At 74.0% G+C, this 14,606-nt stretch carries 11 protein-coding genes; 3 read left to right on the top strand and 8 right to left on the bottom strand.

Annotated features, from left to right (window positions below; genetic code table 11):
• The first annotated feature begins 1 nt into the window (after position 1).
• Entirely contained in the window at positions 2-451 is a 450-nt protein-coding gene (locus ACFT41_RS00550) for a DUF6114 domain-containing protein (protein ID WP_377582034.1), read from the top strand.
• 34 nt (positions 452-485) lie between these two features.
• Here the strand turns inward: ACFT41_RS00550 and murD are convergent, their stop codons facing one another.
• Positions 486-1,844, bottom strand: coding sequence for a UDP-N-acetylmuramoyl-L-alanine--D-glutamate ligase (gene murD / locus ACFT41_RS00545; RefSeq protein ID WP_377582032.1), 1,359 nt, complete (start codon positions 1,842-1,844; stop codon positions 486-488).
• A gap of 87 nt (positions 1,845-1,931) precedes the next feature.
• On the opposite strand from murD, the gene ACFT41_RS00540 reads away from it, so the two are divergent.
• A complete protein-coding gene (locus tag ACFT41_RS00540; protein WP_377582030.1) occupies positions 1,932-3,278 on the top strand; it encodes a hypothetical protein in 1,347 nt (448 codons plus the stop codon).
• 15 nt (positions 3,279-3,293) lie between these two features.
• Here the strand turns inward: ACFT41_RS00540 and ACFT41_RS00535 are convergent, their stop codons facing one another.
• The 3 genes from ACFT41_RS00535 to ACFT41_RS00525 all read right to left on the bottom strand — a co-directional run bounded on the left by ACFT41_RS00535 (position 3,294) and on the right by ACFT41_RS00525 (position 7,546).
• Positions 3,294-5,162 carry a PucR family transcriptional regulator gene (locus tag ACFT41_RS00535; protein ID WP_377582063.1) on the bottom strand — a complete coding sequence of 623 codons (1,869 nt, stop codon included), beginning with the start codon at positions 5,160-5,162 and terminating at the stop codon, positions 3,294-3,296.
• Between the two features lie 22 nt (positions 5,163-5,184).
• Positions 5,185-6,636, bottom strand: coding sequence for an argininosuccinate synthase (argG, locus tag ACFT41_RS00530; RefSeq protein ID WP_377582028.1), 1,452 nt, complete (start codon positions 6,634-6,636; stop codon positions 5,185-5,187).
• A gap of 88 nt (positions 6,637-6,724) precedes the next feature.
• Entirely contained in the window at positions 6,725-7,546 is an 822-nt protein-coding gene (locus ACFT41_RS00525; protein ID WP_377582026.1) for a TrmH family RNA methyltransferase, read from the bottom strand.
• 84 nt (positions 7,547-7,630) lie between these two features.
• Here ACFT41_RS00525 and ACFT41_RS00520 point away from each other — a divergent pair, with 84 nt between their 5' ends.
• On the top strand, positions 7,631-7,891 hold the full coding sequence (locus ACFT41_RS00520; protein WP_377582023.1) for a hypothetical protein: 261 nt from the start codon (positions 7,631-7,633) through the stop codon (positions 7,889-7,891).
• Here ACFT41_RS00520 and ACFT41_RS00515 read toward each other — a convergent pair.
• The 4 genes from ACFT41_RS00515 to ACFT41_RS00500 all read right to left on the bottom strand — a co-directional run bounded on the left by ACFT41_RS00515 (position 7,881) and on the right by ACFT41_RS00500 (position 14,537).
• Positions 7,881-8,528, bottom strand: coding sequence for a response regulator (locus ACFT41_RS00515; RefSeq protein ID WP_377582021.1), 648 nt, complete (start codon positions 8,526-8,528; stop codon positions 7,881-7,883). The two genes, ACFT41_RS00520 and ACFT41_RS00515, sit on opposite strands and share 11 nt — an antisense overlap.
• A 52-nt stretch (positions 8,529-8,580) precedes the next feature.
• Positions 8,581-10,650 carry a GAF domain-containing sensor histidine kinase gene (locus ACFT41_RS00510; protein WP_377582019.1) on the bottom strand — a complete coding sequence of 690 codons (2,070 nt, stop codon included), beginning with the start codon at positions 10,648-10,650 and terminating at the stop codon, positions 8,581-8,583.
• A gap of 82 nt (positions 10,651-10,732) precedes the next feature.
• Positions 10,733-11,194 carry a hypothetical protein gene (locus ACFT41_RS00505; RefSeq protein ID WP_377582017.1) on the bottom strand — a complete coding sequence of 154 codons (462 nt, stop codon included), beginning with the start codon at positions 11,192-11,194 and terminating at the stop codon, positions 10,733-10,735.
• A gap of 196 nt (positions 11,195-11,390) precedes the next feature.
• Positions 11,391-14,537, bottom strand: a complete 3,147-nt coding sequence (locus ACFT41_RS00500; protein WP_377582015.1) for a hypothetical protein — start codon at positions 14,535-14,537, stop codon at positions 11,391-11,393.
• Between the last annotated feature and the right edge of the window lie 69 nt (positions 14,538-14,606).

Genomic DNA, 14,606 nt, shown 5'->3' with positions numbered 1-14,606 from the left:
GGTGACCGACGGGCAGACCGTGGCACCCGGCGGCCCCGCCACGGGCCGCCCGACGCGGGCCCGGTTCCGGGCCTGGCGGCGCAGCCGCCCCTTCTGGGGCGGTCTGCTGATCGCCCTGGGCGGGGTCGAGATCCTGGTGACGCTGCGCGCCCCGCTGCCGGTGATCCTGCACATCGGGCCGCAGGGGCTGGCCGGCTACCTGGTGCCGGTCATCCTGCTGCTGTGCGGCGTGCTGCTGCTGACCCAGCCGGCGCAGCGGCCGTTCTACGCACTGGTCGGCCTGGTCCTCGCCCTGGCCTCCTGGCTGACGTCCAACCTGGGCGGGTTCTTCGTCGGGATGCTGCTCGCGCTGGTCGGCGGCTGCCTGGCGCTGGCCTGGGCCCCGGTCAAGGCGGCCCGCCCCGGGTCGCCGGCCCCGCAGGCGGCACCGGCGGAGGCCGACCCGACGTAGGCCGCCCATCGCCGCCCATCGCCGCCCGCCCCGGCTAACGGGCGGGGTGGGCGGCGGTGTCGCGGACCGCCTCGGCGAAGACCTCGGAGCGGTGCTCGAAGTTGCGGAACCGGCCATAGCTGGGCGCGGCCGGCGACAGCAGCACCACCCCGCCGGCCGGGGTCAGCTCCCGGGCCCGGCCCACGGCGGCCACCAGGTCGTCCACCACCTCGGCCCGCACCTTCGGCAGCCCGGCCAGGGCGGCCACGATCCGCTCCCCGCTGTCCGGGATGCCGAGCACGGTGATCTCCCGCTCGGCCAGATGCTCGCGCAGCGGGGCGTAGTCCAGCCCCCGGTCGGTGCCGCCGACGATCACCGTCAACGGCCGCCCCTCGTACGCGTCGATGGCGTGCATCGCCGCGTACGGGCTCGTGGCCAGGGTGTCGTCGACGAAGGTGAGCCCGGACGGGTCGGCGATCTCGGTGAGCCGGTGGGCCAGGCCCTGGAACCCGGCGACCGCCACCGCGAGGGTGTCGGCGCGGGCCGCCACGTCGACGCCGAGCGCGTCGAGCACGGCGAGGGCGACGCAGAGGTTGCCTTCGTTGTGCCGGCCCACCAGGGGCAGCACCGCGCGCGGGAACAGCGGCCGGTCGCCGAGGTGGAACCAGGGCGTGCCGTCCGGGCCCGGGGCCACGTGCGTGGTGTCCGGGGAGCCGGCGCGCACGGCCGGCCGGTCGCCCAGCTCGGCGGCGAGCCGCGGGTCCGCCCCGTTGACCACGATCGTCTGCGGCCCGTGGGCCAGCAGGTTGAGCTTGTCCCGATAGTATTCCCGCTCGCCGCCGTGCGCGTCGAGGTGCTCGGGGAAGAGCGCGGTGACCACCGCGACGCGCGGCGAGTCGGTCAGGTCGGTGCACTGGTAGCTGGACAGCTCCAGCACGTACAGGTCGGCGTCGGGCAGGTCGAGCAGCGGCACCCCGATGTTGCCGCCGAAGACGTTCGGCCGGTCGACCGCCGTGAGCAGGTGGCTGATCAGGCTCGACGTGGTGGACTTGCCCTTGCTGCCGGTCACCCCGACGGTGCGCCGGGCATGGTCGGCCATCCACAGCGCGCTGCCCTGGGTGACGGTGACCCCCCGGCGGCGCAGCTCGACCAGCCACGGGTGGGTGTTCGGCACCCCCGGGGAGCGGACCACCACCTCGGCGGCGGCCAGCCGGGCGAAACCCTCCTCGCCGGTGACCAGCGGGGCCGCCTCGGCCAGCGGCCCCTCCCAGGGCAGGGCCAGGAAGTTGCCACTGTCGTCGACCGCGACCAGGTCCGCCGGGCCGTGCGCGGCGATCGCGATCACCGCCGCCCGGCCCTCCCGGCCGGTGCCCCAGACGGCGACGGTACGTCCGCGCAGGTCAGACAGGCGCACAGGTGATCTCCTCCACGGTCGGGCACGTCGGCGGGCCGGCCCGGCGCAGCCGGGCACGGCCGGACGAACCAGGGCCTAGTATGGCGTGTGCCCAACGAGCAGCTCCGGCGGATGGACGCCTTCACCTTCCCGTCCTACTCGATCGACCTCGCCACCGGCGAGGCGTTGTTCGACTACGCCTTGACCGGCGCGGGCGGCGAGCAGCGGTTCACCGAGGCGATCACCCTCCCCCTGCCGGCGCAGCCGCCGTCCGACGCCACGGTGGCCACCCTCGGCCGGGTCCTGGAGCTGCTGCACGTGGTCGCCGGCGTCAGCTACTACAAGGCCGCCGCGCCCCGCCGACTGGTGCTGCCGGCGCCGCTGGGCGGGGCCGCCGCCGCGCTGGTCACGGCCGTCTACACCAAGGGCCTCGCCGAGTACGCCTACCGCAACCGGCTCCCGCACGTGCTGGAGCTGGCCCCGGAGGTCCCGGCGGGGTCGGTGTCGCCCGCCCGCGCGTACGACAACTCCGACCTGCGGCCCCTGTCCGCCGTCGGCGGCGGCAAGGACTCCATCGTCAGCCTGGAGGCGCTGCGCCGCGCCGGCCTCGACCCGGTGCCGTTCTCGGTCAATCCGAACCACGTCATCGTCGCGGTCAACGAGGCGTCCGGGCTGACCGCCCTCGCGGCACGGCGGCGCATCGACCCGGTGCTGTTCGACCTCAACGCCGCCGGAGCCCGCAACGGGCACATCCCGGTCACCGCGATCAACTCACTGATCGCGGTCGCCACGGCCGTGCTCAACGGGCTCGGCCCGGTGGTGATGTCCAACGAGCGGTCCGCGTCCGACCCGAACCTGGTCTGGAACGGCCACGAGATCAACCACCAGTGGTCCAAGGGGGTGGAGGCCGAGGGGCTGCTGCGGGCGGCGCTGGCCGAGCACGCCGGGCTCACCGAGCCGTACTTCTCGCTGCTGCGCTCGCTGTCCGAACTGCACATCGCCCGGCTCTTCGCCGAGATCGACCGGTACGACGACGTGGTGACCAGCTGCAACGCCGCGTTCAAGCTGCGCGACGCCAGCGAGCGCTGGTGCCGCGACTGCCCGAAGTGCCGGTTCGTGTTCCTGGCCATGGCGCCGTTCATGCCGCGCGAACGGGTCGTACGCATCTTCGGCGGGGACCTGCTGGCCGACGCCACCCAGCTCCCCGGCTACCGGGAGCTGCTCGGCGTGGACGGGCACAAGCCGTTCGAGTGCGTCGGCGAGGTCGAGGAGTCGGTGGTGGCGCTCAGCCTCCTCGCCGAGCAGGACCAGTGGCGTGACGCCCCCGTCGTCCGCGCCCTGGTCGACGCGGTCCCCGAGACGGCCTGGTCGGCGGCGGCCACCTCGGACGTCTTCACCCCCGGCGGCCCCCACTTTGTCCCGCCCGCCTACGCGAAGGCCCTCTCGCCGGGCTGATCAGGGGTGAGCTGGTCAGGGGGCGCGGACGGCGTCCAGGGCCAGCAGGGCCACGTGCAGGGACAGGCACGCCTCCACCGAGTCGAGGTCGGCGTCGAGGACCCGGGCGAGGCGGGCCAGCCGCTCGTAGAACGCCGGCCGGGACAGGTGTGCCGCGGCGGCCGCCGCCGACTTGTTCCGCCCCTGCTCCAGATACGCCCGCAGGGTGCCCAGCAGCTGCTCGCGGGGGTGCCGGGCGTCGTACGCGAGCAGGGCCCCCAGCTCGCGCTCGACGAACGTCTGTAGGCGCGGCTCGTCGCGCAGCAGGTGCAGCAGGCCGGCCAGCCCGACATGCGGCAGCCGGAAGATCGGCAGGTCCCGGCGGTCCCGGCGGGCCGCGTCGGCGACCTGCCGCGCCTCCACCAGCGAGCGGCGCGCCTCCCGCAGGCTGCCCACCCCGGAGCCGGCGGCGACGATCACCCCGCCCGCCCCGGTCCCCCGCGCCGGGGCGGGCTCCGTCGCCCGCGCCGCCACGGGGTCGGCGGCCCGCGCCGCAACGGGCTCGGCGGCCCTCGGCCCGGCGGCGTCGACCCGGTTGCGGCGCAGCGCGGCGGCGAACCCGGTCAGCGCCCGTTCCTCCGCCGCCGGGTCGGGCAGGGCCAGCAGCACGCCTACGGCCTGGTCGTCGACGGCGCTGCTCAGCCCGGTCAGCTTCGCCTCCCGCAGGGCCTGCCCGACCGCCTCGGACAGGTCCCGCAGCCGGGCCGGCCCCGCCTCCGGGTCCACCGGGCCGGGTTCATCCGGCGGGGCACCGTCGGCGGCCGGCTCGTCGCCGCGCCAGCGCACCACCACGCCGACCAGGTGCCGGCGGTCCAGCACCACCCCCAGCGCCCGCGCGCGCAGGGCCACCTCGTCCACCGGACGGGAGTGGTCCAGCAGGGCGGTGAGCAGCGTACGGTGGATCTGCCGCTCCAGCCCCTCGGCGTCGCGCCGGATCAGCCGGCCCAGCGCGAGCGTGGAGGCCGCCCGCTCGACGAGGATCGTCAGCCGGGTCGGCGGGGCGACGTCGGCGGGGCCCGGCTCCGGCGCCCCGTCTCCGACCGGCGCGCCGGTGGTCAGCTCCCCGCTGCCCGGCCAGCGCAGCAACAGCCGCCCCCAGTCCTGCCCCCGGGCCCCGACGGTGGTCACCAGCCAGCCCCGGTCCGCGTCGTACGCGGTCCGCCCCGGCGGGCTGATCCGCCGGGAGTGCTGCTCCCAGCCGTCCAGCAGCAGCTCGGCGCTCTGCCCCGCCGGGTCGTACGCGAGCACCTGCCGCGACAGGTTCTCCAGCACCACCGGGCAGCCGGACAGCTCGGCGGCCTGCCGGACCACCTCGGCCGGCCCGGCGCCCTCGACCGACAGCTCGGTGAACCGCTGGTGGATCTCCTCGGTCGCCCGCAGCTCGGTGAGCTGGGCGTCGACGATCAGCGCGTGCACGGCCTCGGTGACCCGCACGAACGGGGTGGCCCGGCGCAGCTCGACCAGGGGCAGCCCGCGCCGGGCCGCGGCGGCGGCCATCACCCGGGGCACGCCGCTGACATACCGGCGGCCCAGCTCGACGACGAGGCCGGAGACCCCGACGTCGGCCAACTCGCCGATGAACGCGCGCAGGCCGGCGTCGTCGCCGGGCAGCCCGATGCCGGTGGTGAGCACCAGTTCGCCGCCGCGCAGCAGGGAGGCGATGTCGGGCACCTCCGCCACGTGCACCCAGCGCACCGGCCGGTCCAGCCCGGCCTCCCCGGCCACCAGGCGGGGCGCGCCGTGGCGGACCGGGTCGAGCGCGAGAACCTCACGGACGGTAGGGAACACGGGCGACACGCTACCGTCCGTGACGCCGAACCTGAACAGGCCGCCGATTTTGACCAGGTCCGCCGGACCCGGGTGCCGCTCAGTCGACGCCGAGCTCCATGGCTGCGCGGTCGAGTGCCGCGTCGTCGGCGGAGGAGACACCCCGGGAGGCGATGGCCTCCGCGCCGCCCTGCGGCATCGCGCCGATCAGCCCGGTCGAGGCCGCCTGCGCCGCGCCGACCATCCGCTGGGGGACGGCGCCGCCGACCAGGCCGAGGGAGGCGTACTGCTCCAGTTTCGCCCGCGAGTCGGCGATGTCCAGGTTGCGCATGGTGAGCTGGCCGATCCGGTCCGAGGGGCCGAACGCCGAGTCCTCGGTGCGCTCCATCGACAGCTTGTCGGGGTGGTAGCTGAACGCCGGGCCGGTGGTGTCGAGGATCGAGTAGTCCTCGCCCCGGCGCAGCCGCAACGTCACCTCGCCGGTGACCGCCGTGCCGACCCAGCGCTGCAACGACTCGCGCAGCATCAGCGCCTGCGGGTCCAGCCAGCGCCCCTCGTACATGAGCCGGCCGAGGCGGCGACCCTCGTGGTGGTAGTTGGCCAGGGTGTCCTCGTTGTGGATGGCGTTGACCAGCCGCTCGTACGCGGCGTGCAGCAGCGCCATGCCGGGCGCCTCGTAGATGCCCCGGCTCTTGGCCTCGATGATCCGGTTCTCGATCTGGTCCGACATGCCCAGGCCGTGCCGGCCGCCGATGGCGTTGGCCTCCAGCACCAGGTCGACGGGGCTGCCGAACTCCTTGCCGTTGATCGTCACCGGGCGGCCCTGGTCGAAGCCGATCGTGACGTCCTCGGTGGGGATCTCCACGGCCGGGTCCCAGAACCGGACCCCCATGATCGGGTTGACCGTCTCGATGCCCGTGTCGAGGTGTTCGAGGGTCTTCGCCTCGTGCGTGGCGCCCCAGATGTTGGCGTCGGTGGAGTATGCCTTCTCGGTGCTGTCCCGGTAGGGCAGGCCGCGCTCCAGCAGCCACTCCGACATCTCCTTGCGCCCACCCAGCTCGGTGACGAAGTCGGTGTCGAGCCACGGCTTGTAGATGCGCAGCTGCGGGTTGGCCAGCAGGCCGTACCGGTAGAACCGCTCGATGTCGTTGCCCTTGAACGTCGAGCCGTCGCCCCAGATCTGGACGTCGTCGGAGATCATCGCCCGCACCAGCAGGGTCCCGGTCACGGCCCGGCCCAGCGGCGTGGTGTTGAAGTAGGCCCGCCCGCCCGAGCGGATGTGGAAGGCCCCGCAGGTCAACGCGGCCAGGCCCTCCTCGACCAGGGCGGCGCGGCAGTCGACCAGCCGGGCGACCTCGGCGCCGTAGCTGAGCGCGCGACCGGGCACCGAGTCGATGTCGGGCTCGTCGTACTGGCCGATGTCGGCGGTGTAGGCGCAGGGAACGGCGCCCTTGTCGCGCATCCACGCGACCGCAACCGAGGTGTCGAGGCCGCCGGAGAAGGCGATGCCGACACGTTCACCGATGGGCAGGGAGGTGAGAACCTTGGACACGGGGAAGATTATTCATCACGCCGCATGGTCATGCAAGCGGAAGCGCCCGACGGGACGGACGTCACGCGGCCGGGCCCACGGCCGGCGGCTACCCGCCGCCGAACGGCGGATCGTCGCGGCCCAGCTCCCAGAACGCCACCGCCGCAGCGGCGGCCACGTTCAGCGAGTCCACCCCGCGCCGCATCGGGACGACCACCCGCACGTCGCTGGCGGCCTGGGCCGCCGCCGTGAGGCCGGGGCCCTCGGCCCCCAGCAGCAGCGCCGCCCGCTCGCGCTGCGCCGGAGTCAACCGCTGGATCGGCACGGCGTCCGGGGCCGGCGTCATGGCGAGCACCGTGAAGCCCGCCTCCCGCACCTGGTCCAGGCCCTCCGGCCAGCGCCCGAACCTGGCGTACGGCACCGCGAAGACCTCGCCCATGCTGACCCGCACGCTGCGCCGGTAGAGCGGGTCGGCGCAGGTGGGCGACAGCAGCACCGCGTCGATGCCGAGCGCGGCGGCCCCCCGGAAAATCGCGCCGAGATTGGTGTGGTTGTTCACGTCCTCCAGGATCACCGCCCGCCGCGCGCCGGCGAGCACCCCGGCGGCGTCCGGCAGCGGCCTGCGCCGGAACGAGGCGAGCACCCCCCGGTGCACGTGGAAGCCGGTGGCCTTCTCCAGCACGTCCGGGGTCGCCGCGTACACGGGGGCATCGCCGGTGTCGAGGTCGGCGAGCTGGTCGACCCGCTTGGCGTCCACCAGGAACGATCGCGCCGGGTAGCCGGCCCGCAGCGCCCGGCGCAGCACCAGCTCCCCCTCGGCGATGAACAGGCCGTGCGGCGGCTCCCACCGGGTGCGCAGCTCCACGTCGGTCAGCGCGCGGTAGTCGGCGATCCGGTCGTCGTCGGGGTCGGTGATCTTCTGGACGGCCACCGGCCCACCCTAGGCGCAAGGAAGGGCCCCTTGTTAACGCATACGGTAGAGAAGGGTCCCCTTCTTGCACCCGGGGCGCAGGCCGTGCGGGCGGTGTACCGGATCTTCCCGGCGCCGACCCTGGTCTGTTTCCTGGCCGTCGCGCCGGAGGTGGCCCAGCGGCGGGTGCTGGCCCGCGGCATCGACACGGAGGAGCTGGCGCACCTGCGCGCCCTGGACGCCGCCTACCGGGCGCTGCCGGAGTTCGGCGGGTTCGTCGTGGTGCCCGGCGACGGCGACCCCGACGAGGTGGCGGCCGCGCTGGACCGGGTGGTTGCGCCGACGACGGGACCGCTCAGCCGGTGAGGCCGGCATCGCGGGCGAGGAGCGCGGCCTGCACCCGGTCGGTCACCCCGAGCTTGGCGAAGACCGCCGAGAGCTGATTGCGTACGGTCTTCTCGCTGAGCCCGAAGTGCCGGGCGATGCGGGCGTTGGTCTCGCCGGTCGCCAGGTGCCGCAGGATGTCCCGCTCGCGGGAGGTCAACTGGTCGAAGGGCGGCGGCAGCTCGATCGGCTGGCGTTGCAGGGTGGTGAGCACCTGCGGGCCGACCCGGGGGCCGAGGACGAGACCACCGCCGGCCACCGTGCGCAGCGCGTCGATGATCACGTCCGGATCGGTGTCCTTCAGCACGTAACCCCGGGCGCCGGCCCGCAGCGACCGGTTGACCACGTCCTCGTCGTCGGCCATGGTCAGCATGAGCACCCGGATCTCCGGCCGGGACAGCAGGATGCGCCGGGTCGCCTCCACCCCGTCGCCGTCGGGCAGCGCCACGTCCATCGCGACGACCCCCACGCGTTCGGTCACGACACTGCTGACCGCCTCGGCGCAGGTGGCCGCCTCGACGATGCCGTCGACCCAGCTCTCCCCTTCGAGCATCGTCCGCAGACCGCGCCGGACGACCGGATGGTCGTCGACGATCAGCACCCGAATCGGCTCGGCCATCCCCGTCGCCCCGTTCCCCGCCCTGTCGTCCCGTTGGTTGGCCGTCATCCTCTCAGCCGGCCCGACCGCCCGCACCGCCGTCCGGGGCCGGCGGGCCCCCGTCGTCCACAGCGGACGACGCGGGCACCGTGAGCACGTCGGGCTCCGGCGGGACATCGGGTACGGGTCGGCACGGCAGCCGTACCCGGATCAGGGTTCCCCGCGGCTCCCGGCCGATCACCTCGCACTCGCCCCCCAGCTCGGCGGCGCGTTCCCGCATCGAGTCCAGCCCCACCCCACCCGGCCGGGGGCCGGCGATGCCGACGCCGTCGTCGGACACCTCGATCACCAGCGCCCGGCCCCGCCGCACCGCCACCTCGCAGGAGTGGGCCCGGGCGTGCCGGGCCACGTTGGCCAGCGCCTCCCCCACGATCCGGTAGGCCGCCACCTCGACGGCGGCCGGCAGCCGGGGCAGGGCGTCCTCGATCCGCAACCGCACGGTCAGGCTCGACCCGTCGAAGCGTTGGCACTCGGCCCGCAGCGCCGACTCCAGTCCCCGGTCCAGGGCGGCCGGGCGCAGCTCGTCGACCAGCTGGCGCACCTCGCCGGTGCAGGTGCGCAGGTCGTCGGCGAGCCCGTCGAGGATCTGGGTCAACCGTTCCTGGTCGGTGCCGGCGAGCTTGCGGGCGGCGCGTACCTGCATGGACATGCCGGCGAAGGCCGGGCCCAGGCCGTCGTGCAGGTCGCGGCGCAGGCGTCGCCGTTCCTCCTCACGCGCCATGACCAGCCGCTCCCGGGACTCCCGCAGGTCCCGGATCAGCCGGGCGGACGCCGCCGCCACCGAGGCGTGCAACGCGACGTCGCTGAGCAGCCGGCGCTCGACCGGGGTGAACCGGGCACCGGGCGCCCGGTGGGCCACCACCAGCCGTCCCACCCGTTCCCCGTGGGTCACCATGTCGAACCGCTCGACCGACGTGGTCGTCCGACCGTGCTCGGCGTGCAGCTGTGCCGGTCGGCCGGGGTCGTCTCCGCCGAGCTCCACCGCCACGTACGGCACCTGGAGCGAGCGGGCGATGGTGCCGGTGAGCAGCGGCAGCACCGCCTGCGGCTCCACCGTCCGCTCCAGCAGATCGCCCAGCCGGGCCAGCACCGCGTACGGCTCGTCGCGGTCGCCGTAGAGCAACCGGTTCACCCCGCGTTGCACCCGGTGCCGCAGCGGCTCGAAGGTCACCGCGATCAGTCCGGTCGCCACGAGCGAGGCGTTCGAGGTGTCGCCCCGCAGCACGAGGTCGCGCAGCACCGCCACGGTGGCCACGAAGGCGACGATCACCAGCAGGCTCATCACCAGCCAGACCAGGGTGCGGTTGATCACCTGCTCCAGCCCGTACAGCCGGTACCGGAGCACGGCCAGGGTCATCGCGCCGGGGACGGCGACCACCATCAGCACCCAGGCCCCGGAGAGGTTCAGCCAGTCCAGCCCGAAGCCGAGCAGGAAGAGGGCTCCGGCCGCCAACAGGCAGGCGAGTTGCTGGCGGGCCTCGCCGGTGGCCCGCCGCCAGCGGCCCGCCAACGAGCCGAGCACCCCGAGCACCAGCAGCAGTTCGACGGCGATCGTGACCAGGGCGATCCGGACCAGCAGCTGCGCCTGGCGGGTGGCCGCCGGTGCGGCGGACAGGAGCAGTCCCGTGGGGTCGCTGGTGGCGGCGACCGCCAGGGCGACGGCCGCGACCCCGGTGGTGCCGACGAGGCCGGCGGCGACCGGATGCCAGCGCCGCCCGGGCAGCCGGCCGTCCGGGAAGACCAGCAGGGCCAGGAAGATCAGGCCGTACGGCGGCCACCACAGCCACTGGCTCAGCCAGGCCACCGGTGCCAGGTCCGGCCAGCTCAACGCCAGGACCGCCACGCCGGCCGTGAGTCCGGCCGCCACCATGAGCCGCCCGACGAGGTGTCCGGGCACCCCGGCGAGCACCAGACCGCCGAGGGCGGTGAACGACACCGCGATCGCGCCGGTCAGCGCCGCCAGCCCGCCCGCTGCCGGGTCGTGGTTGCGCCACTGTCCGATCAGGACGAGTACGGCGATGGCCAGCCCCAGCGCGGCCAGGCCACGGCGGGGGGCGGTCGGTGGGCCGGCGGTCGACGGCAAGGTGTGCCCTCCGGGCGGTCGTGGTGGCGGCCGGTCCGGCTGGCTGGCCGCTCTCGGCGTGCTGCTCGCCGTGCCGGGCGGCTCAGTCCGCCCAGCCGGCCGCGTGCATGGCGTTGTGCATCCAGTTGCCGCTGTCGTGTTCGAGGTGGTCCGGCAGGGCGTCGAGGTCGTCCGACAGGGTCGGGCCGGCGAGGGCGGGCAACCCGGCGAGGGCCTGCTCGACGGTGAGCCGGGACCGGGTGAGCACGTCCGGATGGTCACGGACGTACCGCGCCAGGTGGCTCACGACCGCCTGCAACCGCGAGCGGACGGCGTCCGGGTCGGCCGCGTCGGTGCCGGGCGGGAGGTCCTCCAGCCGCCAGTCGGCGGCGAAGCGGGGGTGCAGCCGGCGGCCGGCGGCGTCGAAGAACTCAACGGCTCCGCCGAGCTTCTCGCCGTGGTCGTCGACCGTGAGCAGGTCGGCGAGATTCTGGTAGACGTGGCAGAAGGTGTCGTTCACGGCGATCAGCAGAATCCGCTGGTCGCCGGCGGTGTGCAGGGTCATGCGTGCTCCTCGGGTGACGGCCGGGCCGTCGGCTGGAGTTCCTCCGGCCCGGCGCAGCGTAGGTGACAGCCGTCCACAGTGCACCGTCCGGGCGGGCCGATGACCGTCGGCGAACGTCCGGCTCATCGTCACCCGAGCGATGTCCCGCCGGCCCGGGGCGGATGTCCCGGGCCGGCGGGCGTCGTGGCACCCGGGGTCAGTGCACGCTCGCGTTGGTCGCCCGGGTCATGTCGACCGCCGCCCTGACCTTCGGCAGCCCCTCGGTGTGGGTGCCCGAATGCACCCGCGCCGACCAGTGGTCGTAGCGCTGCCCGAGCAGGGCGAGCCGGGCGGCGGCACCACCGGCCAGGCAGGCGCTCACCGGTTCGCGCGGCTTGTCGGCGATGTCCGCCTGCGCGCAGCCCACGCCGTACTGGCCCTGGTTGGCCTGCGGGTCGAAGCCGGACTTGTCGTTGGCGCACGCGTCCCAGTCCACCGTCTGCTCGCAATCGGCGTAGTTGACGACCGCCTGGGTGAACGCGTTGTAGAGGTGCCGATTGAGCGACTGGTCGGCGTCGCTGCGCGGGCGCGTGTAGTCGGCGGGCAGCCCGTTGGCGCCGAAGAGCAGCGCGTTGAGGCTGTCGTCCTGCTCCAACGCGCCCGCCCAGCCCAGCTCCGAGTACGCCTGGAGCATCCGCAGCGCGTTGGAGACGGCCTTGCCCCGCTGCCACAGCGTCTGGGCCACCGCCCACGTGTCGGGGCTCGGCGGGTTGGGCCCGGTGCCGGCGCGCATCACCCGGTAGAAGTACTTCTGCCGGCCGGCGAGCATCGCGGCGGCCTTCGCCCGGGCGCTCGCCGCCTGCGCCGCGTCCACCGGGATGGCCGCCGACTCGAACGCCGACCGGTACGTGCCCCAGCGCTCGTTGAGGTACTTGTTCTCGTCGTAGCAGTAGCCGCTGGGCGTCGGCGACGTCGTGCTCCACGAGCAGTACGTGCCGATCGGGAAGACCCGGGTGGCCGTCTGCACCTGCTGCCAGTCGCCGGTCGCCCACTTCACCCGCGATCGCACGGTGATCTGGAGGTCACCGCTCCAGGTGTGGAACCGGGGCCCCTCGTTCTCCTCGACGTTGACGAACTGTGCCTCGTAGCAGGAGGAGAAGGTCGGCTTGTGCCCCGGCGGCATCGCGTGGTTGGTCAGGTGGAAGGGGTTGGGCAGGGTGGCGCGGCGGAGGGTGGCGGGTATCGAGCGGCTGGGCCGGTTGCCCGTGGTGGTGCAGCCGCCGATGGACTCGTTCTCGATGATCCGGTTCGCGGCCGGGAGTTCCTGGTCCGGGCTGCCCCACATGTCGTGTACCGGCGCGGGCTGGTCGTCGCCGTTCCAGATGACCCCCTTGCGCACCGCCTCCACCTGCTGGTTCCAGGCGACGACCGCGTTGCGGTAGTCGGCCATCAGCCTGGTGAACAGGGCGTTGGTGGTGCCGTCGCCGGCCGGGCGGCTGAACTCGCGGACCCGCTCGTTGATCGTGATGCCGGCGTCGGCGACGGCCGCGGCGCGGCCGGGGATGATCTGGGCGGCGAACGTGGGGTTCTCCAGTTGCAGGATGTTGTAGACGCGGGCGGCGGTGTTCCACGCGGCGGGGTTGGCGACGGTGCCGGTGGTCCAGGTGCCGCCGACCGTCGCGCTGGCCCACTGGGACAGGTAGTTGATCGAGCCTTCGGGCAGGTAGATGTCGAGCGCGCCCACCGGGTCGGCGAGGCTGGTGCCGGCCGGGACGGTGAAGGTGCCCTCCTGGGCCGCGTCGACGGTGGCGAACTTGAAGGTCGGCGACTCGGCCTTCGGGTAGTACGTGTTGACGTAGTCCGGGATGGGCTGCCCGGTGATCTCCCGGTGGTGCACGTAGGTGGTGATCACCGAGTTCAGGCCGGACCGGGCGATGTTCTCCAGGGACACGTGGGTCGCCAGCGCCATCGAGTCGATCTTGCGCTCGATGCTCTGGAGCTGGGTGGCGATCCTGCCGAGATTGGCCCGCACCTCGTCGATCGCCTTCAGCAGCTCGTTGAGCTGGGTGATCAGGTTGGCGTACATCTCCTTGAGCGCCGACTCGATGCGGTCGAACCGCCGGTTCATGCCCTGGGCCAGCCGGTTGATCTGGTCGCGGAGCTTGCCGATCTCGGCCCTGATGGCGGCGTTCGGGTCACCGCCACCGGTGAACAGGCCGATCAGGCTGACCGCCGCGCCGAGGAGGTTGCCGGTCAGCACCGCCGTGCCCATCGCGGTCGCCGCGGCGCTCAACCCCTGCCCCAGCACCGTCATCATGTAGGTGTTGATGGCCGTGACCGAGGTGACCACGGCCTTGCCGATGGTCGCCAACTGCTTGCCGAACTCGGGATCGACGAAGCCGACCAACGTGGACAGCACGCTGACCGTGGAACCGAGGCCCTCGAAGATGAGCTTGTTCTCGGCGGTCTTGCGCTTCTCCGCGTCGATCACCGCCTGATCCGGCTTCGGATTCTCGTTGACCGGGTAGGTGGTGGATCGGGCGATCACCTCCTCGACGCGGGTCCGGCCGCCCTCGTCCAGCACGGCCAGTGCCGCGTACGCCCGGTCCTGGGTCAACGCCCGGTAGGCGGTCGCGTCGTCGCGCTCGTCGCGGATCGCGGCCAGCGGCACGTAGTACCCCAGCGTTCCGGTGTTGCCCCCGGCCCGCGGCTCGTGGATCTTCGTGGCCAGCAGGGTGTCGACGCTGGTGCGGACACCCGTGCCGGTGCGGCCGGCGAAGGCGGTGTCCCAGCCGGCGGCGAGCGCGTCGTCGGTGGCGGCCCGGCGGTGCAGCTCCGACCAGGTCGCCCGGACCAGGTCCCGACTGCGGGCGTTCCAGGCCGCGTCCTGGTAGCCCCCACGCACCAGGTCGAGCGTCTCCGGCACCACGTTGGCGCCCTCCGCGCCGACGGTGCTGGTCAGGAAGCCGCGCAGCGCCGGGCCGTTGGTCACCGCGCCGGTGCCGGAGGTCAGGGCGAGCCGGGCCAGGACGGCCATCGCCACGGCGAACCGGGACCGCTCGTCACCGCCGCCGTCGGGCACGGTGACGTCGGCGGCCGCCCGGGTCGCCGCCACGTGCCCGGCGACCTGACCGGCGTCGGCGGCCTGATGGGTGGTACGCCAGTCCAGCAGCTCGGCGGTGAGCAGGGCGTCCTTCAGGCCGGTCGGGCCGGGGTCGCGCAGCTGCACGACCGCCCCGAACAGCGCGCCGTGCACCGTCTGCTCGTCGAAGGGCACCGGGTCGGCGGCCCGGGCGGGCGTCTGGTGCATCGTGACCACCAGCACCGCGCTCAGCGCGGCGGCACTCCACCGACCCCGGCCCACGGGCCTGCGTCGTCTTCCCCGGTAGCCCGGGCGTCCGATCGGTGTTCCAGCTGTTCTCACCACTGCTCC

Origin of the sequence: Micromonospora sp. NPDC057141 (assembly GCF_042670805.1) — a bacterium.
Classification (GTDB): Bacteria; Actinomycetota; Actinomycetes; order Mycobacteriales; family Micromonosporaceae; genus Micromonospora.
Note: the sequence above shows the minus strand (reverse complement) of the source record. Positions and strands in the feature narration are given on the sequence as shown.